The organism is Acidiphilium sp. PA (assembly GCF_026191915.1).
In the GTDB taxonomy this organism is placed as follows: Bacteria; Pseudomonadota; Alphaproteobacteria; order Acetobacterales; family Acetobacteraceae; genus Acidiphilium.
Genome location: NZ_JAIMBY010000008.1, coordinates 133,160 through 154,055, shown reverse-complemented (window position 1 = coordinate 154,055; position 20,896 = coordinate 133,160). Strand labels below are relative to the sequence as shown.

Here is a 20,896-nt window from a genome sequence, read left to right as displayed (position 1 = left end):
CGGCCTGCTCGAAGCCAACCCCCGCCTCATCCGCATCCTCGCCCCGCTCTACCACGCCATGGGCATCGACCTGCCCGCACAACCCCCCGTCACCCCCACCCCACCGCCCGACTCCCGCCGCCACATCCTCTTCGGCACGCCAGACCCCACCCCACCCGACACCCCACCCCCAAACCAGGATTTCAAAATTCAACCCGCCTGACCCCAGCACCTTCGCACGCCCATATCATTACGATATCGCAACAAAACAAACGAGTAAGGCACGATCCAGCCAAATCCCAAGCCCCAGAGTCAAAAAGTTTTTTGCTTCTTTTTTTACAAAAAAGAAGCCTTCCCCTTCCCTTCCCTACCCCGCCAGCACAGCCTCCATCGCCGCCACCGCGCTCATATTCACCAACCCGCGCGCTGTAACGCTCGGCACCGCGATATGTAGCGGCTTTGCAAGCCCGAGCAGCAGCGGCCCGACGGTCACGGCCTCGCCCGCGGCTTTCAGCAGGTTGAAGCTGATATTGGCGGCGTCGATATTCGGCATCACCAGCAGGTTGGCCGAGCCGGTCAGGCGCGAATCGCAGACCGAGCGATTGCGGATGGGCTCGAACAGCGCGTCATCGGCGTGCATTTCGCCGTCCACTTCAAGGTCGGGGTCCTGCGCGCGAATCAGTGCCAGGGCCTTGCGCATCTTGCGGGCGGAGGCCGATTGCGCGGCGCCGAAATTCGAATGCGACAGCAGCGCCACTTTCGGTGCGATACCAAAACGCGTCACCATGGCGCTCGCCAGATGGGTCATTTCCGCGATCTCTTCGGCGCTGGGATCTTCGTTCACATGGGTGTCGCAGAAGAACAGATTGCCGCTCTGCAGGATCAGCGCCGTGACGGCGGAGATCCGGTTGATGCCTTTCTGGCGCGGAATGATCGGCAGCGCGTAGCGGAACTGGCGCGACCAATCGCCGAGTCCCCCGCAGATCGCGGCATCCGCCTCGTCGGAGGCCAGCATCATCGCCGCCGCGACGGTAGGCCGCCGTGCGAGCTGGCGCGCCGCGGCATCCGGCGGCACACCCCGGCGGCCGACCAGGCGCTGATAATCGGCCAGCAGCCTGGCGGACAGGGCGGTATCGCGCGCAAGGTCGATCACCCGGAAATCCTGTTCGGGTTTCATCCGCAGCCCGAGCGCGCCGATCCGCCGCACGATGGCGTCGGTATCACCCACCAGCAGCGGCACACCCAGATGATCATCGACCACGCTTTGCGCCGCGCGCAGCACCCGTTCGTCCTCGCCTTCGGCATAGACGATGCGCGATTTCGCCGAACGCGCCACCTCGATCACCGGGCGCAGCAGCAGGCCGGAGCGGAACACGAACCGCTCGAGTTCCCTGATATAGACATCGAAATCCGCAATCGGCCGGCGCGCCACGCCTTCCGCCATCGCCGCGCGGGCGACCGCCGGGGCGATATGCAGGATCAGCCGCGTATCGAACGGTTTGGGAATGATGTAATCGCGCCCGAACACCGGCGCATGGCCGCCATAGGCCGCCGCCACCGTGTCGGATGCCTCGATCCGCGTGAGTTCGGCAATCGCCTTGACCGCGGCAAGTTTCATCCCCTCGGTGATCGCCGTCGCACCGACGTCGAGCGCGCCGCGGAAAATGAACGGAAAGCACAGCACGTTATTGACCTGGTTGGGAAAATCGCTCCGCCCGGTGCAGATGATCGCATCCGGCCGATGCGCGGCCACCAGATCGGGCAGGATTTCGGGCTCGGGATTCGCCAGCGCCAGGATCAGCGGGTTCGGGGCGAATTTATCGAGCCATTCCGCCTTCAACACCCCGGGTGCCGAAAGCCCCAGAAAAATATCCGCCCCATCCAGCACTTCGGACAGGGTGCGCGCGTTGGTCTCGCGCGCCACCGGTTCCAGCGTCGCATCGAGTTTCGGCCGGCCTTTGTAAATCACGCCTTCAATATCGGTCATCGTGATATTCTCGCGCAGCGCCCCCAGCGCGATCAGGATATTGACGCACGAAAGGGCGGCCGCACCGGCGCCGGACGAGACGATCTTCACCGATTCAATCGACTTGCCCTGCACCTTCAGCGCATTCAGCACCGCCGCCCCGACGATGATGGCGGTGCCGTGCTGATCGTCGTGGAACACCGGAATATTCATCCGCGCCCGCAAGGTCTGCTCGATCCGGAAACACTCCGGCGCCTTGATATCCTCGAGATTGATGCCGCCGAAACTCGGCTCGAGCGCGGCGACCACTTCGATGAATTTATCCGGGTCGGGCTCGTTCACCTCGATGTCGAACGTGTCGATCCCGGCGAATTTCTTGAAGAGCACCGCCTTGCCCTCCATCACCGGCTTGGAGGCCAGCGCGCCGATATTCCCCAGCCCGAGCACGGCGGTGCCATTGGTGATGACCGCGACCAGGTTGCCCTTGATCGTGTAGTCATAGGCGGTATCGGGATCGTCCTTGATCGCAAGACACGCCGCCGCCACACCGGGAGAATAGGCGAGCGAGAGATCACGCGAGGTCTCCATCCGCTTGGTCGGTGTGATGGTGAGTTTGCCCGGCCGCGGGTAGCGGTGATACTCGAGTGCGGCCTTACGGAGCGTGTCGTCCATGTTGTCTGATCTCCCTGCTGCCCCGACAATGCGCGATGCCTCACATCCGGGCAACCGTCCCGCCGCATGGCTGCTTGGCATCGATCGGGAAAGCGCAAGGTCATCGTTTTTACAAAAAAACGACAAAAAACCCGAACCGGGAAGCGTCATGCGGCCGAGAAGATTCGAACTTCCACAGGGTTTCCCCCACAAGCACCTCAAGCTTGCGCGTCTACCATTTCGCCACGGCCGCACCGTCGCGGGAGCGCTATAGCCGATGGATCAGCCGGTATCAACAACCACCCCGATCGAATGGCAAACCGAACCCGGCCTGCTCGATTACCAGGCCGGACTCGCCGCCATGCAGGCCCGCGCCGCCGCGATCCGCGCAGGGACCGCCGCCGAACGGATCTGGCTGGTCGAACACCCGCCGCTCTACACCGCCGGCACCTCGGCGCGGGAAACCGACCTCATCGCCCCCGGTGCCACGCCGATTTTCCGCACCGGCCGCGGTGGCCAATGGACCTATCACGGGCCGGGCCAGCGCATCGCCTATGTCATGCTCGACCTCAGCCGCCCACACGGCATCGTGCCTGCGCGCGACATCCGCCAGTTCGTCGCCGGGCTCGAAGCCTGGCTGATCGAAACCCTGGCCCGGTTCGGCGTAAAGGGCGAAACCCGCGAAGGCCGCGTCGGCATCTGGGTCGCCGATCCGTCAACCGGCCGGGAAGCCAAAATCGCTGCAATCGGCGTGAGAGTCTCGCGCTGGGTGAGCTATCACGGCATCGCCCTCAACGTCGCCCCCGACCTTGCCGCCTATGACGGCATCATCCCCTGCGGCATCAGCGCGCATGGCGTGACCTCGCTGGCAGCGCTCGGCATCGACGCACCCATGCCAGCGGTCGATGCCGCGCTGCGATCAGGCTTCGCCCGCATTTTCGGCCACGCGCCTAGCCCGCTTCCGCCACCTCCGCCACCACCACCGTGCGGCGAAACATCCCCCGCAGGCGCCGCGCCAACGCAATGACCCGCCGCGGTGCCAGGATCAGCAGCACCCCCAGAAACACCGCTCCGGCGAAGAAACCACCGATCACAAATTGCGCGACCATCATCCGCGTCCCCAGCGCGGCACCGCCGGCGAACGCCGCGATCGCGGCGGCGGCCGCAACCCGTGCGGCGATCAGCGCGATGAACGGTGCCACGAACAGGCGCAGCAGCGGCCAGGCCGACCGGCCGATCCCGATCGAGAGCGCCGGCAGCAGCAGCAGCGCGGTCAGCACCCCGCGCAACGCCAGCGTCCAGGCGAGCGCAATCAAGCCGAACGGTGCGGCAAACCAGGCGGCCAGCGCGATCGTCACCGCATTGAGCCCGGCGAACACCGAAACGAGCACCGGCCGGCGCAGCGCGGTGAGCATGGGATTGACGAACGCATAGATCGCCGCCGCCGGCACGATCAGGCTCATCGCGGCAAACACCGGCGCCGCGGCCGCCCAGCGCGCCCCGAACATCAGCACCACCAGCGGCTTGGCCACCGCCCCCGCGATCGCTGCGGCGGCGAGCGAGAAAATCGCGATCACATCCATCAGCGACCGCGCCACGGCGAACCGCCGCTCGGGCTCGTCGCGCACCGCAACGAATACCGGCAGAAACACCTTGCTCGCCGGGAAGATGGATAATTCCTGCAACACCTCGGCCAGGCGCTGCGCGATGCGGAATTGCCCGACCGCGGCCACCGGCATCCGGATGCCAATGAGCACGACATAGCCGGTCGCCGCGATGTAATCGACGAATGCGGCTCCCATCATCGGAATATTGAACCGCATCGCATCGCCGACCACCCGCCACGACGGAAACGCCGGCGGCCGCCAGCGCGCCGTGATCGAGGCGGCGAAGGCGTAAAACGTGATCCCGACAATCCGCTGCGCGATCAGCGCGGGCAGCCCATGGCCGGTGAAGACCAGGGCCAGCGCCACAATCCCGCCCAGGCCGGTCGAGCCCAGCGACATCAGGCTGAGCGCCCGAAACCCGAACCGCTGCGCCAGCCGTGCGGAGGGCACGATCAGAAACGCCCCGATCACGATATTGACCGAAAGAGCCCGCGTCACCCAGGCGATCGGCCGGGCGCCATACGCGCTCGCCAGCACGGGTGCGGCGGCGAACAGGGCTGCCGCCATCGCCAGTGCCAGCAGCATCTGCGCCCAGAACGCCCCCGCCTCGACCGACCGATCCCCCGGTGAGGCGATCACCTGCTCGCCGGACCCTCCCGTGGTCACCATCCGGCCGATTTCCGACAGCGCGGACGCAATTGCCACCACACCGACGTCGCGCAGCGTAACGTGCCGGATCAGGATGGCGAGGACGATGAAGCCAAGCCCGCGCTCGCCGACCGCCGTCATCAGGTTCCAGGCAGCCCCATGCGCAGCGCCGCGTCCCAGGCTCATGCAACCCCGCCCTGCCCCGGCGGGTCGATGATCGCAGCAACGCGGCGGCTCGGGTTGATCGGCATGGATGGCAAGATAACCGATTTGTCAGAATATGCGACACCTTCCCGGCGAACCGCCGACCCGCCCTTTACGAACCAGCGCGCGGTGACTAGAACCACGCGTGCATACGCCGTGTACCCCGGCGGAGGGGTGGCCGAGTGGCCGAAGGCGGCGGTTTGCTAAACCGTTAGACGGGTTAAACCGTCTCGTGGGTTCGAATCCCATCCCCTCCGCCACTCTTTTTCCGATGCGTTGATCGCGGGTTGGCCGGCCATGCCGAGCCCGGGCCGGGCTGGCTAGCGCAGCCGGCGCCGCAAATTATCGACATAGACGGCGCCGACGACGACGATGCCGAGGATGACCTGTTCCACGTAGGAGGAAATGCCTGCGAGCTGGGTGCCGTTTTTCAGAATGGTCATCAACAGGGCGCCGAGGACGCTGCCGAGAATGGTGCCGACGCCGCCGAACAGGGAGCCGCCGCCGATCACCACGGCCGCGATCGCATAGAGTTCGTAATTACCGCCCGAGGTCGGCTGGGCCGCCGCCGTGTAGGACAAATACACGATGCCGGCGAGCGCGGAGATGATGCCGCCGAGCATGTAGATCATCAGCAGGTGGCGCGGCACGTTGATCCCCACGCGTCTGGCAGCCTCGGCATTGCTGCCGATCGCGAGCGTGTAGCGGCCGAAGCGGGTCTTGTTCAGTACGAAGGCCGCGATCAGGGCGATCACGATCGCGATCCAGCCCATGTTCGGGAACCCCAGAATGGTGCCTTGCGAAATCGCCTGGAAACCATTCGGCAGGCCGAACACCGGGGTGCCGTTGGTGGTGAGCAGGGCGGCACCCATCGCGATGGCGAGCATGCCCAAGGTCGCGATGAACGGTGGTACGCCCAGCACCACGATCGAGCCGCCGACCATGGCGCCGACCACCGCACCGAGCAGCAGCGTGAGCGCCACCGCCGCGACCATGCCCAGATGGGAATCGACCAGAATGATCGCGCAGATCATCGAGGACAGGGCGACCACCGAACCCTGCGAGATGTCGATGCCGGCGGTTGCGATGATGAAGGTCTGCCCGATCGCCAGAATGGCGATGACCGCGACCTGCTGGGTGATGTGGAACCAATTGATCGCGCTGAGAAAGCGCGGGTTCAGGATGCCGAAAATGACAATCAGCACGACGATGCTGATCAGCGCAAAGGCCAGTTGCCGCACGAAACGCAGGGCGGCGCGCCCGCGCGGCATGGTCTCGATTTCGGGCTTGGGCGCGACGCGCTGGTCCATTGTGCGATCAGCCCGCCGGTTTGTAGTCGGGCGCGTACTGGCGGATAGCCGCGGTCGCCTTGGCGGAGCCGAGGTTTGACGGCGTCAGCAGGAAATAGGGCGTGCTGATCCGCTTCGGCAGGGTCTTGCCGGCGATTTTGTCGAGCAGGGCGATGACCGCGTAATAGCCCATGTCATAGGGCGATTGCAGGATCGAGGCCTGGATGATGCCAGATTTGATATAGGCGATTTCGCCCAGATCGGCATCGAACCCGACCACCTTGACCTTGGAATGCGCCCGTTGCACCGCCTCGGCCGGGCCAAGGGCCGCGCGGTCGTTCGCACCGAAAATCACGTCGAGCTTGGGATATTGCGTCAGCATGGTGGTTGCGATGCGCAGGCCGGTGCTGACGTCGTTCTGCGAATACTGGATCGGCCCCATCCGTTTGATGCCGGTAAAAGCCTTCATGCCCTGCATGAAGCCCTTCGGGCGGGCGATACCGGTCGAGGCGGTGTGGTTGAAATCGACGATCGCGTATTGGCCTTTGCCGTGCATCAGGTGATCGGCGGTGTATTTCGCGAGCGCGGCGGCCGCACCGATGTTCGAGGTCGCGAGGAACGTATCGGCAATGTTGGGCGACAGGCCGGAATCGACCGTGACCACCGGGATATGGGCGGCGAGCGCCGATTGCACCGGCTTGAGCAAGGCCTGCGGGTTCTGCGCGGCCAGGATCAGGCCATCGGTGCCGGCGGTGACGGCGTTATTGACCATGCCGATCTGCCCGGCGAGATCGAGCCCGCTGGCGGGTGCCTCGAAACTGACCGTGGCACCGTATTTTTTGGCCGCCGCATCGGCGCCGGCACGCACCGCGAGCCAATAGGGCGAGGCGTTCGACTTGGTGATGAGCTCGAAATGATAGGCCTTGGCCGGTTTGGCCGGGGTGGCGAGTGCGGCGACGGTGGCGTCTTTCGCCTTCGCCTGCAGCGGGATGGCGAGCAGTGCGGCCCCTGCGAGCAACAGTGTAAGTCTGGACATCATTGGTACTCCCCTTCGGTTTTATTGACTTCGGCATCGGCGTAGCCGGTCATGTAGCGGATCAGTTCGGTCTGCGAGGTATCGGCGCATCGCGCGTCGAAGACTTTGCGCCCACGATACATCACCATCACGCGGTCGCAGATTTTCAGGATCTCGACCAGATTATGGCCGATGAACAGCACGCCGATCCCCTCGCCGGCGAGCTGGCGGGCCATTTTCAGGACGTTCTCGGTCTCCATCACCGCAAGCGCCGCGGTCGGTTCGTCCATGATGACGATTTTGGCTTTCCAGTACAGCGCGCGCGCGATCGCGACGGCCTGGCGCTGGCCGCCCGAAAGATCGAGCACCCGGGCCGAGGGATCGGGGATGTGGCTTTCGATCCGGCCGAGCAGGGCAGCGACCTCGCCGTGGATCTTGCGTTCATCGAGCATCGGGATCAGCCCGGCGAACCGGCGGATCGGCTCGCGGCCGAGAAAGATGTTGGCCCCGACATCGAGATGGTCGGCGAGCGCGAGATCCTGGTAGATCGTCTCGATTCCGGCGTCGCGGGCATCGCGCGGGGTGCGAAACGCCACATCCTGGCCGGCAAGGCGGATGCGGCCGGCATCGGCCCGGTGAACACCCGAGATCACTTTCATCAAGGTGGATTTGCCGGCACCGTTATCGCCGACCACGCCGAGCACCTCGCCGGGCGCGACCTGCATCGAAACGCCGCGCAGAACCTCGACCGCGCCGAAGCGCTTCTCGATACCGGAGACTTCGAGCGCCGCGCTGCCCGATGCGCTCATTGACCGTCTCGCGCCGAACGGCGGCACTGCGGTGCGGATGATGTCCGCATGATCGTTTCTCCCTCGACGCGATGGCGGCGAATGCCGCATCGGCCCCGTTGATTGGCCTAAAGGTCGGACCAATAATGCCGAATACCAATAAGCGGCGCGCCTGACAAGCGCCGTCGCGCGGGCAAGAGTGCGATACGCTCAGTCCCGCATGAAAACATCGATCACCATATCGAGATGAGCGGCCATGGCGTCATGGGCCCGCGCCTCGGCGCCGGCGCGGATGGCATCGAGAATGGCGGCGTGCTGGGTTTGCGACCGCGACGCCATATCCGTCGTGGTGTAGAGCGACTGCAGGCGACGGAACATGCCGCCATAGGCATGGCCGAGCAGAATGATGGTGAATTGCTCGAACGCCGCATTGCCGCTCGCCTGGGCGATGCGGATGTGAAACATCCGGTCGCCGGGATGCGTGGTCGAACGGGCGCGGGTCTCGGCGGCATCGGCGGCGAAGGCGGCCTCGATCGCGGCGATATCGGCCTCGGTCGCGCGCCGGGCGGCGAGCGCAGCGGATTCCGGTTCGATCACGCGCCGCGCCTGCAACAAGGCGAAGGGTGGAATTTCGATATCGAGGTCGAGCGCCACCGGCAATTCGGGATCGGGGCCCGGTTTGGTCAGGCGCATCGCCTGCTGCATCAGCGAGGCGCTGCTGGGTGAGGGCGCCGGTTCGGGCGGCAGGGCGCGCACCTGCACGCCATCGCCCACACGGACTTCGACCACGCCGATCACCTCGAGCGCGATTAGAGCCTCGCGCACCGATGAACGGCTGACGCCGAGGCTGGCCGACAGATCCCGCTCGGCGGGCAGGTAGCTGCCCGGCGGATAGGTGCCGGCGGCGATCAGATCGCTGATCTGGTCCGCGATCTGCCGGTAGAGGCGGCGGTTGCGGATGGGCGCCAAGGCCATGACGGGTGATCACTCCTGTACGGTCCGCTTGCGCGACCTTGATGCATTTGATAACGCCATATCATTGGTCCGGCCATTGATCCAGTGGGCCGCGATCGGCCACGAACACAGGGAGATGGCGAAGGTGCGGATTACCGGGTTTGAGACGTTCGATCTGCGGTTTCCAACCTCACGATCGAAGGATGGGTCGGACGCGATGAACCCGGACCCGGATTATTCCGCCGCCTATGTCATTCTGCATACCGATCAGGACGGGCTGGACGGGCATGGCCTGACCTTCACCATCGGGCGGGGAACCGAGATCGCGGTTGCCGCGATCCGCGCGATCGCCCCGCTGGTGGTGGGGCTGGAGCTTGCGTGGATCGCCGAAAATCCCGGGCGGTTCTGGCGCCATGTGACGGGGGATTCGCAACTTCGCTGGATCGGGCCGGACAAGGGGGCGATCCATCTCGGGACCGCCGCCGTGGTCAATGCGGTGTGGGATCTCTGGGCGAAAGCCGAGGGCAAGCCGGTCTGGCAACTGGTGGGCGAGATGAGCCCGGAGGCGTTGGTGCGCGCGATCGATTTTCGCTACATCACCGATTGCATCACGCCGGATGAGGCGCTGGCGCTGCTGCGCGAGGCGGCGGCGGGCAAGGATGCGCGGCGGCAGACGCTGCTGGCGAAAGGCTATCCGTGCTACACCACCTCCGCCGGGTGGCTCGGGTACGACGACGATAAATTGCGCCGGCTGGTGCGCGAGGCGGTCGATCAGGGGTTTCGCTACATCAAGTTCAAGGTGGGCCAGTCGGTCGAGGATGATATCCGCCGCTTGCGGATCGCGCGCGAGATCGCGGGCCCGGCCTGCCGGTTCATGATCGATGCCAACCAGGTCTGGGAGGTCGGCGAGGCGATCGACTGGGTCGGCCGGCTGGCCTTCGCCGATCCGTGGTTCATCGAGGAGCCGACCAGCCCCGACGATGTCGAGGGGCACCGGGCGATCCGCGCCGCGGTGGCGCCGATCCGGGTCGCGACCGGCGAGATGTGCCAGAACCGGGTGATGTTCAAGCAGTTCATCATGCGCGGCGCGATCGATGTGGTGCAGATCGATGCGTGCCGGCTGGGCGGGTTGAACGAGGTGCTGGCAGTGCTGCTGATGGCCGCGAAATATCGGCTGCCGGTCTGGCCGCATGCCGGCGGGGTGGGTTTGTGCGAATATGTGCAGCATCTGGCGATGATCGATTATTTGGCGATTTCCGGCACGATGGAGGACCGCGTGGTGGAATACGTCGATCACCTGCATGAACATTTCATCGATCCCTGCGTGATCCGCGAAGCGGCCTATATGCCGCCGCAGGCGCCGGGTTATTCGATTGCGATCAAGCCGCAATCGCTGCGCGATTACGCGTTCACCGGAGCGCCGTGATGGAGATGGGTCTCACCGGCAGGGTCATTCTGGTGACCGGCGGGGCCGCCGGCATCGGTGAGGCGATCGTTGCCGCGCTGCGGGCGGAAGCGGCCGTGCCGGTCGTGCTCGATCGCGCGGCCCGGCCGGTTGCGGGCGAGTCCTATGCGCTCGACCTTGGCGATCCGGCGGCCTGTGCCGCGGCGGTGAGCGGCGTGATCGAAACCCACGGCCGGATCGATGGTCTGGTCAACAACGCCGGGGTCAACGACGGCGCGGGGCTCGATGCCGGGGTGGCGGCCTTCCGCGCCTCGCTCGAACGCAATCTGGTGCCTTATTATACCATGATGCATCTGTGCGTCGCGCATCTGCGCGCACGCCGGGGCGCGGTCGTCAACATCGCCTCGAAAGTGGCGCTCACCGGCCAGGGCGGCACTTCCGGCTACGCCGCCGCCAAGGCCGGGCAACTCGGCCTGACCCGCGAATGGGCGGCCGAACTCGCGGGGGACGGGGTGCGGGTCAACGCCGTCGTGCCGGCCGAGGTCGACACGCCGATGTATCAGCGGTGGCTGGCCAGCATGCCCGATCCGCCGGCGCGGCGCGCGGCGATCACAAGGATGATCCCGCTCGGTTCGCGGATGACTGCACCTGACGAAATCGCCGCGAGCGTGGTGTTTCTGCTGTCGGATGCGGCGCGCCATATCACCGGGCAGTTCCACCATGTCGATGGCGGTTATGTGCATCTGGACCGTGCCCTGACCGGCCCCCCCTTGGCCGGGCTATGATCGTTGATTCTCATCTGCACGTCTGGCAGGTCGGGCGGGGCGATTACGACTGGCTGACGCCGGACCTGCCGATCTTTCGTGATTTCACCATCGCCGATGCGCGGGCCGCCGCCACCGGCGTCGATCGCGTGGTGCTGGTGCAGGCGGCACCGACCGAAGCGGAGACGGCTTATCTGCTCGACATCGCACAGCACGCGGGCGCATTCGTGCACGGCGTGGTCGGCTGGACCGATCTGGCGGCACCCGACGCGGCACGCCGGATCGAGGCCCTGGCCCGCGCGCCCGCCCTGGTCGGGTTGCGGCCGATGCTGCAGGACATGGCGGATACCGGCTGGATCCTGCGGCCCGAGGTGGCGCGCGGGTTGGACGCGATGGCGGCGTGCGGGCTGGTGCTCGATCTGCTGATCCGCCCCGCGCATCTGCCGCATTGCCTCACCCTGGCGCGGCGCCATCCCGGGCTTGCGATGGTGATCGATCATGCGGCGAAGCCGGACATCGCCACGGGCGCGCTCACCGCCTGGTCCGAGGGCCTGCGTCGCATCGCCGGGGAGACCGATATCAGCTGCAAACTCTCCGGCCTGATCACCGAGGCCGGGCCGGCGGCCTCGTTCGCCGCGGTCGCGCCGGTCGCGCGCCGCGTGCTCGCATGGTTCGGCGCGGCGCGCGTGATGTGGGGCAGCGACTGGCCGGTGCTGCGCCTGGCCGCCGACTATCAGCCCTGGCTCGCCGCCGCCCAGGCATTGGTGCGCGCGGTGATGCCCGCGGCGGTGGAGCCGGTGTTCGCGACCAACGCCCTGCGCTGCTACGCGCGGTGATACACAGGCTGGCGGCCGTAAACCGCACCGGCGATGCCTTCCATCCGTGCCTTGAGCTGCAGCGCCAGATAGAGCGAATAATGCCGCGACTGGTGCAGATTGCCGCCGTGGAACCATAACCCCTCCTGCTGGGTCGGCTTCCACATGTTGCGCAACTCGCCTTCGAACGGACCGGGGTCCTTGGTGGTGTCCGAGCCGAAACCCCAGCATTTGCCGACCTTGTCGGCCACCTCCTGGCTGATCAGCTTGGCGGCCCAGCCGTTCATCGACCCATAGCCGGTGGCATAGACGATCAGGTCGGCCGGCAGTTCCGAACCATCGCTGAGGGCGACCGCGTGGGGGGTGATGGCGGTGACGCTGACGCCCGGTTTCAGCTTGATGCTGCCGTTCGCGACCAGTTCGGACGCGCCGACATCGATGTAGTAACCCGAGCCGCGGCGGAGGTATTTCATGAATAGACCCGACTCGTCATCGCCGAAATCGAGCATGAATCCGGCCCGTTCGAGCCGCGCATAGAAATCGGCGTCGCGCCGCTTCATCTCGGCGTATACCGGCTTCTGGAACCCGGCCATGATCCGGTACGGGATCGAGGCGAAGATCAGGTCGGCCTTGTCGGTGGTGATGCCGCTGGCCAGCGCCTGTTCGGAATACAGCCCGCCCAGGGCCAGCTCCATCAACGTGTCGGACCGCGCGATATGGGTGGAGGATCGTTGCACCATGGTCACGTCCGCGCCGTGTTCCCACAGCCCGGCACAGATATCGTGCGCGGAATTGTTCGACCCGATCACCACGGCGCGCTTGCCGGCATAGGCCTCGCCGCCGGGGTGGCGGCTCGAGTGGTGCTGCTCGCCCAGGAAAGTCTCATGGCCCGGATAGCGGGGCACGTTCGGAAAGCCGGACACGCCGGTGGCGAGGACCAGATGCTGCGGCCGCAGCGTGATCGGCGCGCCGTTGCGCAGAACCTCGATCACCCAGGTACCGGTCGCCTCGTCGTAACGGGCCGATTGCGCCTCGCTATGGGTCCAGTAGTTCAGCTCCATGATCTTGACGTAGGATTCCAGCCAGTCGCCGATCTTGTCCTTCGGCGAAAACACCGGCCAGTGATCCGGGAACGGCAGGTACGGCAGATGATCGTACCAGACCGGATCGTGCAGGCAGAGCGATTTGTAGCGCTTGCGCCAGCTATCGCCGGCGCGCTCGTTCTTTTCGAGAATGATGCTCGGCACACCGAGCCGGCGCAGCCTGGCGCCGAGCGCAATGCCGCCCTGGCCGCCACCGATGATGACGCAATAGGGCTGCTGGGTGATGCCGAGGGTGGCGGCTTCCTCCTGGCGTTCATCGAGCCATGATTTCCGGCCGGGCTGCACACCATGCGCCGCCCCCATCGGGCGGGTCGCGCCGTGCGGTTCCTCGAACCCCTTGAGCTCGGTCATGGTGGTCAGCAGGGTCCAGCACAGCCCGGCTTGCAGGCGGATATGGCCGCGGCCGCGCGCCGTGGCGGTCTCGAAGGTGAACCACCCTTCGGTCACGCCATCCGCCTCGTTCGCCTCGCCCTCGATGATGAAATGGCGCGGCGCGATATCGGCAAGGACCGCCGAGAGCATGTCGGTGATCTGATCGCGACCTTCGACGGTCTTGATGTTCCAGGTGAAGCTGACGAGGTCGCGCCAGTAGCATTCGGCGGCGAACAGCGCGGCGGCTCCGGCGATATCGCGGCGTTCGAGCGCGGCGCCGAACCGGTCGAGCCAGCCGGTGACCGTCAGGCTCGGTTGCGAGACAATGGCATCCATGGCGTCCTCCTGATTGTTTTCAGGTATTCAACCGCCGGTAGGCACGAACGTCAAATCGGCGGCCGCGCAGCGGGGCGATACGCCGGGCGCCGCCGGGCGCGATCAGCCAGGCGGGGCGGTTTCCGCGAAGACGCGATCGGCCGCGATCGCATCGAACCACGCCGCCAGCCGGGGTGCGGCGGTGCGCCAGGCTTCATCGGCGAAGCGGAAATCGAGGTAGCCGAGCGCACAGCCGAGCGCGATGGTGCCGATGTCGAGCAGTTTGCCCGGCGGATCGCGGTCGAGCATGGCGAGGCTGCGTTCGACGATCTGTTTCTGACGCAGCATATAGGCGTCGCGCGCGGCGTCCTGCGGCTTGACGCTCTCCATCCGCCGCGACACCGCGGCATCGAGAATGCCATCGCCGATCGCCTGATGCTGCAGCGCCACCCAGCGCGCCGCACCGCTCGCGGGAAACAGCGGCAGGGCGTCACCGATCGTGTCGAGATATTCACAGATCACCGGGCTGTCGAACAGGGCAAACCCATCCGGCGTGACGAGGCACGGCACTTTCGACAACGGATTGGCGGCGATCAGCGCGGCCGGGCTTTCGTGGGGATTGGTAGGGATTTTTTCGAGCTGCGCCTCGATGCCGCGCGCAACGGCGCAGGCCATCACCTTGCGGACGTAGGGGCTGGTTGCTGAGTAGAACAATTTCATGGCCGGGACCTTTCGCTGACGATCGCTCGATCGCGTGCGTCAGGCCATACAGGGCAGGCAGGCCCGGGCGCAAGGCAACCCCGCGGGCTTTCGCGCCGGCGCTTGCCCTGCGGTGCCGTATCGCGGCATGGAGGCGGGGCATGATTCGTTTTACCCATGTCGGGCTGACCTATCACCGCGCCGGTGCGGCCGGTGGTGATGCGGTGGCGCTCGACGACATCGATTTCGACATCCCCGACGGCGGGTTCCGCTGGCTGACCGGCCCGTCCGGCGCGGGCAAGACCAGCTTGCTCAAGCTGATGTATCTGGCGGCGCGGCCGTCATCCGGGCGGATCGATCTGCTGAATACCGATACCCTGCGGCTGGACCGGCGCGGCACGGCGCTGCTGCGCCGGCGGATCGGCGTGGTGTATCAGGATTTCCGGCTGCTGCGGCATCTGTCGGCCTACGACAATGTGGCGCTGCCGCTGCGCCTGGCCCGGCGCAAGGAGGTGCAGGTGCGCGCCGATGTGACGGAGCTGCTGCGCTGGGTCGGGCTGGCGGGGCGGCTCGATCATCGGCCGGAGGAATTGTCGGGCGGCGAGCAGCAGCGGGTGGCGATTGCCCGTGCGGTGATCACCCGCCCGTCACTGCTGCTGGCGGATGAGCCGACCGGTAATCTCGATGATGACCAGGCGGAGCGCCTGATGCACCTGATCCGGTCGCTCAACCGGATGGGCACGACGATCATCGTAGCGACGCACAACATGGGGCTGGTGGCGCGGCACCCGGCGCCGGTGCTCGAACTGGTCGATGGCCGGCTGGTGCGGCATGGCTAAGCGGCACGCCTCGCGCGCCGACCGGATCGGCCTGCGCGCCGCGATGGCGGATCGGCTGCTGCCGTTCATGGTGGCGGCGATGAGTTTTCTGGCGGCGCTGGCGCTGGCGGGCAGCATCGCGGCGGGCGCGCTGGCGTCGCACTGGCTGAGCGGCGCACAAGGGCTGATGACGGTGGAGGTACCGACGCCGACCCAGCCGGTGGCGGCCAACGGCCCGTTGCGCCAGGACGCGGTATTGACGCTGCTGCAGGCGACCAGGGGGCTGAGCGATGCGCATCTGCTGTCCGGCGCGGAACTGGCGGCGCTGTTGAAACCATGGCTCGGCGCGGCGGCGGCGGACGGCACGCTGCCGATCGCGCTGCCGGCGGTGATCGTGGTGAAGGCCGATGCGCAGGCGCCGGATGCGGCGGTGCTGGGGCCGAAACTGGCGAGCGTGGCACCGGGCACGATCGTCGATTCCGGGGCGCGCTGGGCGGACCGGCTGGCGGCGCTGACCACCAGCCTGCGGGCATCGGCCGCGGCCGTGCTGGTGATCGTGGCGCTGGTCGCGGCCTCGGTGGTGGCGGTGGCGGTGCGGGCCGGCCTGTCGCAGCGGCGCGAGGCGATCGAGATCATTCACGGGCTGGGGGCGCTCGATTCCGACATCGCCAATCAATTCGCGCTGCGGGCGATGCGGCTGGCGGCGACCGGCGGGTTGCTCGGCGGGGTCGTCGCGTTGCCGGTGCTGGCGTGGCTGGCGCTGTTGTCATCCAGTTTCGTGGCGAGCGCCCCGGCGGAACGGCCCGACCTCGTGACGGCGCTGCCGCCCCTGCTATGGGGTGTGCCGGTGATGTTCACCCTGGCGACCGCGCTGATCGGCTGGCTGGCGGCACAGGTGACGGTACGGGGCTGGCTGAAGCGGCTCGCATGAGGCATCGGAACATGCCGCCATCGATGGGATTGGGGCGCGGCATCAAGCCGTTGCGCCAGCGCCGGCGCGGGCCGTGGCTGCGCCGGTTGCTGGGGCTCGTGCTGATCGCCGGCGTGGTCTGGCTGATCGGGTTCGGCTGGTTCCTCGCGCTGGTGGCCGGCGAGCAGCCGCGCACGCCGATGCCGCATGCGGGCGGGATCGTGGTGTTGACCGGCGGTGCCGACCGGGTGAAGGCCGGACTCGAGTTGCTGATGGCCGGCGCCGCGCCGCGCCTGCTGATTTCCGGTGCGGGGGTTGGAACGTATCTGGGCGATTTCACGCCGCGCGACGGCATCAACGCCGCTGCCAAGGCGGCGGCGATCAGCCTGGGGCATCGGGCGGCGACCACGCGGGGCAATGCGCGCGAGGCGGCGGCCTGGGTGCGGCGGCATGGCATCGGGTCGTTGATCGTGGTGACGGCGGATTATCACATGCCGCGCGCACTGCTCGAGTTGCGGCGCCAGATGCCCGGGGTCAGGCTGCTGGCCGAACCGGTGCGGCCGCCCGCCATGGCACATCTGGACCGGTGGCGCTCGCTGCGGCTGCTGGCGGCGGAGTTCACCAAATATGTGCTGGTACGGTTCCGGCTCGGCGGGTTCGCGGCGCATCATATCGAGGCGCATCTGTAATGTTTCTGGTCGGCTCGCTGCTGTTTCACGGCTTCATCATCGTCTCGGCGGTGACGGCGGGGCTGTATGCGCTGATACTGCGGCGCGTGGCGCCGGCACGGCTGCTGCCGTTCGGCCAGGCCTGGGCGCGGCTGGCGCTGTGGGTGCTGCGCATGGTGTGCGGCATCAAACTCGAGGTGACCGGGCTGGAAAACCTGCCGGTGGGTGGGGTTATTCTGGCGGCCCAGCACCAATCCGCGTTCGATACGCTGGTATGGTTCACGCTGCTCGATCGGCCGTCTTACGTGATGAAGCAGGAATTGCGGGCGATGCCGATCGTGGGCGGGCTGCTGGAGCCGGCCGGGCAGATCGCGATCGACCGGGCGGGCGGGGCGACGGCGTTGCGCGCCCTGATCGAACAGGTGCGCGCCGCCGGGGCGGCCGGGCGGCAGGTGATCATTTTTCCCGAAGGCACGCGGGTGGCCCCGGGGGCTGAGGGGACGTTGCAGCCGGGGATCGTGGCGATCGCGCGCGCGACCGGGCTGCCGGTGGTGCCGGTTGCCACGAATTCCGGCCGGTACTGGGCGCGCGATGCGATCCGCAAGCGGCCGGGAACGATCCGGATCAAGCTGTTTCCCGCCCTGCCCGCCGGGCTCGATCGCGCGGCGATGCTGGCGGCCCTGCACGAGGCGTTTTATGAGCGTGGCGTCTCCTGAGCGCGCCGCCTTGTGGATAAGCCTGGGGATGAGTGTGGAAAACGCCTGAGTCGTGAGATAAATCGATTTCGGCAACCTGTTGAAATCAGACCGGTTTTCGACTCGAATTCGGTGGATAACCGGTCTTGCCGGTCATTGTGGATCGTTTAGTCGACAAAAACCATCCAGAGCGTGCCGAGGACCAGGCTGATCAGGGTGATCGGCACGCCCGCGCGCAGGAAATCGGCAAAGCCCAGGCTGATGCCGCTCGCCTTGGCGCGTTCGGCGACGATCAGATTGGCCACTGAGCCGAGCAGGGTGAGATTGCCCGCAAAAGTTGCCGCCATGGCAACCATCAGCCAGGCCCGGTGCGGGTGCGCCAGCGCCGCGATGAAGGGTTTCAGGACCAGCACGGCAGGCACGTTGCTGACGATGTTCGACAGGATCGCGGTAAGCGGCACCAGCACGGCCGGCCGGCCGGGGTGCAGGGCCGCGATGTGGTGCACGATGGCCGGCGTGATCACCGCGCGCTGCATGCCGGCGACCACGATGAACAGGCCGGCGAACATCAGCAGCAGCGACCAATCGACCCCGGCGATCAGGGGCGCGCCCTTCAGACCGGGGGTGAGCAGCATGAGCGCGGCGGCGATCAGCGCGGCTTCGGCGGGCGCCACGCCGGCGAGGCAGGCGATCACGAAGAGCGCCAGCATCAGGATGGCTTTGATCATCAGACCCCGGTGGATCGTCCCGCCGTGGGTCGCAGGCTGGTCGGACCGCACGGTGGTCTGGGCCGGGCGCAGACGGCCACGCCACAACAGGGCGACGGTGGCGAACACCAGGATCAGCCCGAGTGCGGCGACCGGCGCGAGGGTTGCGGCGAAGCGGGCGTAGCTGATGCCGGACAGGCTGCCGATGATGATGTTCTGCGGATTGCCGGTGATGGTGGCGACCGAGCCGATGTTGGACGCCGCGGCGAGGGCAATAAGGTAGGGCATGGGCGCCACGCCGGCGGCGAGCACGATGTCGAGCACCAGCGGCGTGAGCACGACGCAGATCGTGTCGTTGACCAATACCGCCGAAAGCACCCCAGAGACGATGACAACCGCGGCCAGCAGGGCGAGCGGATGCGTGGCGCGTTCGAGGGCGCCGCTTGTCACCAACGTGAAAAAACCGGCGCGGCGGAGGCTCGCCGCCAGGATCATCATGCCGAGCAGCAGGGCGATGGTGTTGAAATCGACCGCGGCGATCGCCTGCTTGAAGCTGAGGCCGCCGCAGCCGATCATGAGGGCGCCGCCGACGAAGGCGACGCCGGTACGGTCGAGCAAAAAGCCGGGCAGTCGCCCCAGCGCGACTCCCAGATAGGTCAGCAGGAAGATGACGATCGCGAGCACATGGACGATCGCAGGCGGCAGGAGCGTGGTCATCAGTGTGCTGTGGCATGACGCCGCGGGGTGCCGCAACGCCCCTCGTTGCGGGTCAATCCGCGCCACATTGGTAAACGCGCCAGTTTCGCCTATGTGATAGTCGCATGTGGTTAACCGATTTCAGCACCCTTCTCGGCTCGGCGGCCAGCAGTCCGCCGCTCGAGATCACGACGATCATCCTCGGCACGTTCATTCTCGAGGATGCCGCGACGCTGCTTGCCGCGATGCAGGTGGCCTCGGGCGCGGTGGCGCTGCCGCTGGCGCTCGGCTCGCTCTACGCCGGTATCGTGCTGGGTGATCTGGGTCTGTACGGGTTGGGGCGGCTTTCGGCCAAACATCCCTGGGCGCAGCGCATGGTCCCGAAACGCCGGCGCGACCTGGGGCGGGACTGGGTGAGCCAGCGGGTGATCCCGCTCGTGCTGGTCAGCCGGTTCGTGCCCGGCTTGCGGCTGCCGACCTATACCACCTGCGGATTTCTCAAGGCGCCCTTCCTGACCTTCGCCGCCGCAGCGATCATGGCGACGCTGGCGTGGACCAGCCTGCTGTTCTTCATCAGCCTGAAACTCGGCGCGCTGATGCTGCACTACCTTGGCCCTTACCGCTGGGTCGGGCTTGCCGTGCTCGTCCTTCTTCTCGTAGTGGCAGGACGGATTGTCGCCCGGTGGCAATCGGACAAGATCGGAAAGGATGGTTGATGAGCGATGTTTCGCCCGCATCACGGCTCGAAGGCACGGCCGCCGGCCGCAGCCGTACGAAGGCAGTGTCGTTTTTCGAATTCTGGCCGGGCTTCGTGTTCTATGCGCCGGTGGTGGTGTTCTGGATCGTCCAGGCGCTGCGCCACCGCAGCCTGACGCTGCCGGCCCTGACCAACCCGCGGATCGAGGCGGGCGGGATCTGCGGCGAGTCGAAGAACGACATTCTCGATCTGGCGGGGCCGGAGGCGCGGCGCTGGATTTCGCCCTATGTCGGCATCACCACCCAGGCGCATGCCGGGCCGGCCGATCTGGTCATGGCCGAGGCGGCGATGGCCGAGGCCGGGCTGTCCTACCCCGTGGTGGCCAAGCCGGACATGAGTTGCAACGGCTGCGGCGTGCGGCTGGTCGAAACCAGCGCCGCGCTCGGCCGCTACCTCGCCGCCTTTCCGCGCGCGACGCGGCTGCAGCTGCAGGCGCTCGCGACCGATGAGGGCGAGGCGGGGATTTTTTATATCCGCGAGCCGGGCGCGGCCAGGGGGCAGATCACCTCCGTCACGCTGAAATACGCGCCGACCGTGACCGGGGATGGCCGGTCGCGGATCCGCGATCTGATCGCCATCGACGACCGTCTCAACGCCGTCTCACACCTGCTGCTCGAAAAACTGGGCACCGAGGCCGCGCGGGTGCCGGCGGCGGGCGAGCGCGTGCGGCTCGTGTTCGTCGGCAATCACTGCCGCGGCTCAACCTTCAAGGACGGGCGCCACCTGATCACGCCGGAACTGACCGCGCGGATCGATGCGATCGCGCGGGATATTCCCGAGTTTCACTTCGGCCGGTTCGATCTGCGCTTCGCATCGACCAATGCGCTGCGGCGCGGCGAGGGGTTCAGCATCATCGAGGTGAATGGCGCGGGCTCCGAAGCAACGCACATCTGGGACCCCGAGACCAGTATCATCGAGGCCTATCGGACGCAGTTCTTCCATTACGGCGCGGCGTTCCGCATCGGCGCCGTGCTGCGCGCGCAAGGGGTCAAGCGCTACGGCGCGTGGCGGCTGCTGCGGGCGTGGCAGCGGCAGAAGGCGTTGATGGCGCTCTATCCCAGCAACGACTGA

19 protein-coding genes, 2 tRNA genes and 1 pseudogene are annotated in these 20,896 nt (G+C 66.8%); 12 read left to right on the top strand and 10 right to left on the bottom strand.

Translation table 11 applies throughout. From position 1 onward, the window contains the following. Positions 1–202: pseudogene (locus tag AruPA_RS11840) on the top strand (hypothetical protein); the annotation flags it as partial. A gap of 144 nt (positions 203–346) precedes the next feature. Here the strand turns inward: AruPA_RS11840 and AruPA_RS11835 are convergent. Then, on the bottom strand, positions 347–2,617 hold the full coding sequence (locus AruPA_RS11835; protein ID WP_265636908.1) for an NADP-dependent malic enzyme: 2,271 nt from the start codon (positions 2,615–2,617) through the stop codon (positions 347–349). A 149-nt stretch (positions 2,618–2,766) separates the two neighbouring features. Then, a tRNA-Leu gene (locus tag AruPA_RS11830) sits at positions 2,767–2,849 on the bottom strand. A gap of 24 nt (positions 2,850–2,873) precedes the next feature. On the opposite strand from AruPA_RS11830, the gene lipB reads away from it, so the two are divergent. Continuing rightward, entirely contained in the window at positions 2,874–3,623 is a 750-nt protein-coding gene (lipB, locus tag AruPA_RS11825; RefSeq protein WP_265636907.1) for a lipoyl(octanoyl) transferase LipB, read from the top strand. On the opposite strand, the gene AruPA_RS11820 is transcribed toward lipB, so the two are convergent. Continuing rightward, a complete protein-coding gene (locus tag AruPA_RS11820; RefSeq protein WP_265636906.1) occupies positions 3,547–5,037 on the bottom strand; it encodes an oligosaccharide flippase family protein in 1,491 nt (496 codons plus the stop codon). The two genes, lipB and AruPA_RS11820, sit on opposite strands and share 77 nt — an antisense overlap. 186 nt (positions 5,038–5,223) lie before the next feature. Here AruPA_RS11820 and AruPA_RS11815 point away from each other — a divergent pair. Next, positions 5,224–5,315: transfer RNA gene (locus tag AruPA_RS11815), tRNA-Ser, on the top strand. A 60-nt stretch (positions 5,316–5,375) separates the two neighbouring features. On the opposite strand, the gene AruPA_RS11810 is transcribed toward AruPA_RS11815, so the two are convergent. From AruPA_RS11810 to AruPA_RS11795, 4 genes are all read right to left on the bottom strand, one after another. Next, on the bottom strand, positions 5,376–6,365 hold the full coding sequence (locus AruPA_RS11810; RefSeq protein WP_265636905.1) for an ABC transporter permease: 990 nt from the start codon (positions 6,363–6,365) through the stop codon (positions 5,376–5,378). A gap of 7 nt (positions 6,366–6,372) precedes the next feature. After that, positions 6,373–7,380, bottom strand: coding sequence for a substrate-binding domain-containing protein (locus tag AruPA_RS11805; RefSeq protein WP_265636904.1), 1,008 nt, complete (start codon positions 7,378–7,380; stop codon positions 6,373–6,375). Next, on the bottom strand, positions 7,380–8,168 hold the full coding sequence (locus tag AruPA_RS11800) for an ATP-binding cassette domain-containing protein (protein WP_265636903.1): 789 nt from the start codon (positions 8,166–8,168) through the stop codon (positions 7,380–7,382). Before AruPA_RS11800 ends, AruPA_RS11805 begins: the two co-directional genes overlap by 1 nt. 189 nt (positions 8,169–8,357) lie before the next feature. Further along, a complete protein-coding gene (locus AruPA_RS11795) occupies positions 8,358–9,122 on the bottom strand; it encodes a FadR/GntR family transcriptional regulator (protein WP_265636902.1) in 765 nt (254 codons plus the stop codon). Positions 9,123–9,198: 76 nt separating this feature from the next. Here AruPA_RS11795 and AruPA_RS11790 point away from each other — a divergent pair, with 76 nt between their 5' ends. From AruPA_RS11790 to AruPA_RS11780, 3 genes are read left to right on the top strand one after another with little or no spacing between them, the layout of a single operon-like run. Next, positions 9,199–10,527 (top strand): L-fuconate dehydratase, encoded by a 1,329-nt coding sequence (locus AruPA_RS11790; protein WP_265636901.1) that lies wholly within the window; start codon positions 9,199–9,201, stop codon positions 10,525–10,527. Then, entirely contained in the window at positions 10,527–11,291 is a 765-nt protein-coding gene (locus AruPA_RS11785) for an SDR family oxidoreductase (RefSeq protein WP_265636900.1), read from the top strand. The genes AruPA_RS11790 and AruPA_RS11785 overlap by 1 nt, the downstream gene beginning before the upstream one ends. Continuing rightward, positions 11,288–12,106, top strand: coding sequence for an amidohydrolase (locus AruPA_RS11780; RefSeq protein ID WP_265636899.1), 819 nt, complete (start codon positions 11,288–11,290; stop codon positions 12,104–12,106). The genes AruPA_RS11785 and AruPA_RS11780 overlap by 4 nt, the downstream gene beginning before the upstream one ends. Here the strand turns inward: AruPA_RS11780 and AruPA_RS11775 are convergent. Both AruPA_RS11775 and AruPA_RS11770 read right to left on the bottom strand, forming a co-directional pair. Next, entirely contained in the window at positions 12,094–13,896 is a 1,803-nt protein-coding gene (locus AruPA_RS11775; protein WP_265636898.1) for an NAD(P)/FAD-dependent oxidoreductase, read from the bottom strand. The genes AruPA_RS11780 and AruPA_RS11775 overlap by 13 nt on opposite strands. Positions 13,897–13,998: 102 nt before the next feature. Beyond that, entirely contained in the window at positions 13,999–14,595 is a 597-nt protein-coding gene (locus tag AruPA_RS11770) for a glutathione S-transferase N-terminal domain-containing protein (protein WP_265636897.1), read from the bottom strand. Between the two features lie 140 nt (positions 14,596–14,735). On the opposite strand from AruPA_RS11770, the gene AruPA_RS11765 reads away from it, so the two are divergent. From AruPA_RS11765 to AruPA_RS11750, 4 genes are read left to right on the top strand one after another with little or no spacing between them, the layout of a single operon-like run. After that, positions 14,736–15,413, top strand: a complete 678-nt coding sequence (locus AruPA_RS11765) for a cell division ATP-binding protein FtsE (protein WP_265636896.1) — start codon at positions 14,736–14,738, stop codon at positions 15,411–15,413. Then, positions 15,406–16,323, top strand: a complete 918-nt coding sequence (locus AruPA_RS11760) for an ABC transporter permease (RefSeq protein ID WP_265636895.1) — start codon at positions 15,406–15,408, stop codon at positions 16,321–16,323. Before AruPA_RS11765 ends, AruPA_RS11760 begins: the two co-directional genes overlap by 8 nt. Positions 16,324–16,334: 11 nt before the next feature. Next, positions 16,335–16,991, top strand: a complete 657-nt coding sequence (locus AruPA_RS11755) for a YdcF family protein (RefSeq protein WP_265636894.1) — start codon at positions 16,335–16,337, stop codon at positions 16,989–16,991. Next, the gene (locus AruPA_RS11750; RefSeq protein ID WP_265636893.1) at positions 16,991–17,686 is read left to right on the top strand and encodes a 1-acyl-sn-glycerol-3-phosphate acyltransferase; all 696 of its coding nucleotides are present in this window, start codon (positions 16,991–16,993) and stop codon (positions 17,684–17,686) included. Before AruPA_RS11755 ends, AruPA_RS11750 begins: the two co-directional genes overlap by 1 nt. Before the next feature lie 146 nt (positions 17,687–17,832). Here AruPA_RS11750 and AruPA_RS11745 read toward each other — a convergent pair whose 3' ends face one another. Further along, positions 17,833–19,089 (bottom strand): anion transporter, encoded by a 1,257-nt coding sequence (locus AruPA_RS11745; protein ID WP_265636892.1) that lies wholly within the window; start codon positions 19,087–19,089, stop codon positions 17,833–17,835. Positions 19,090–19,193: 104 nt separating this feature from the next. Here AruPA_RS11745 and AruPA_RS11740 point away from each other — a divergent pair, with 104 nt between their 5' ends. Then, positions 19,194–19,784, top strand: coding sequence for a DedA family protein (locus tag AruPA_RS11740; RefSeq protein WP_265636891.1), 591 nt, complete (start codon positions 19,194–19,196; stop codon positions 19,782–19,784). Further along, on the top strand, positions 19,784–20,896 hold the full coding sequence (locus AruPA_RS11735; RefSeq protein WP_265636890.1) for a D-alanine--D-alanine ligase: 1,113 nt from the start codon (positions 19,784–19,786) through the stop codon (positions 20,894–20,896). Before AruPA_RS11740 ends, AruPA_RS11735 begins: the two co-directional genes overlap by 1 nt.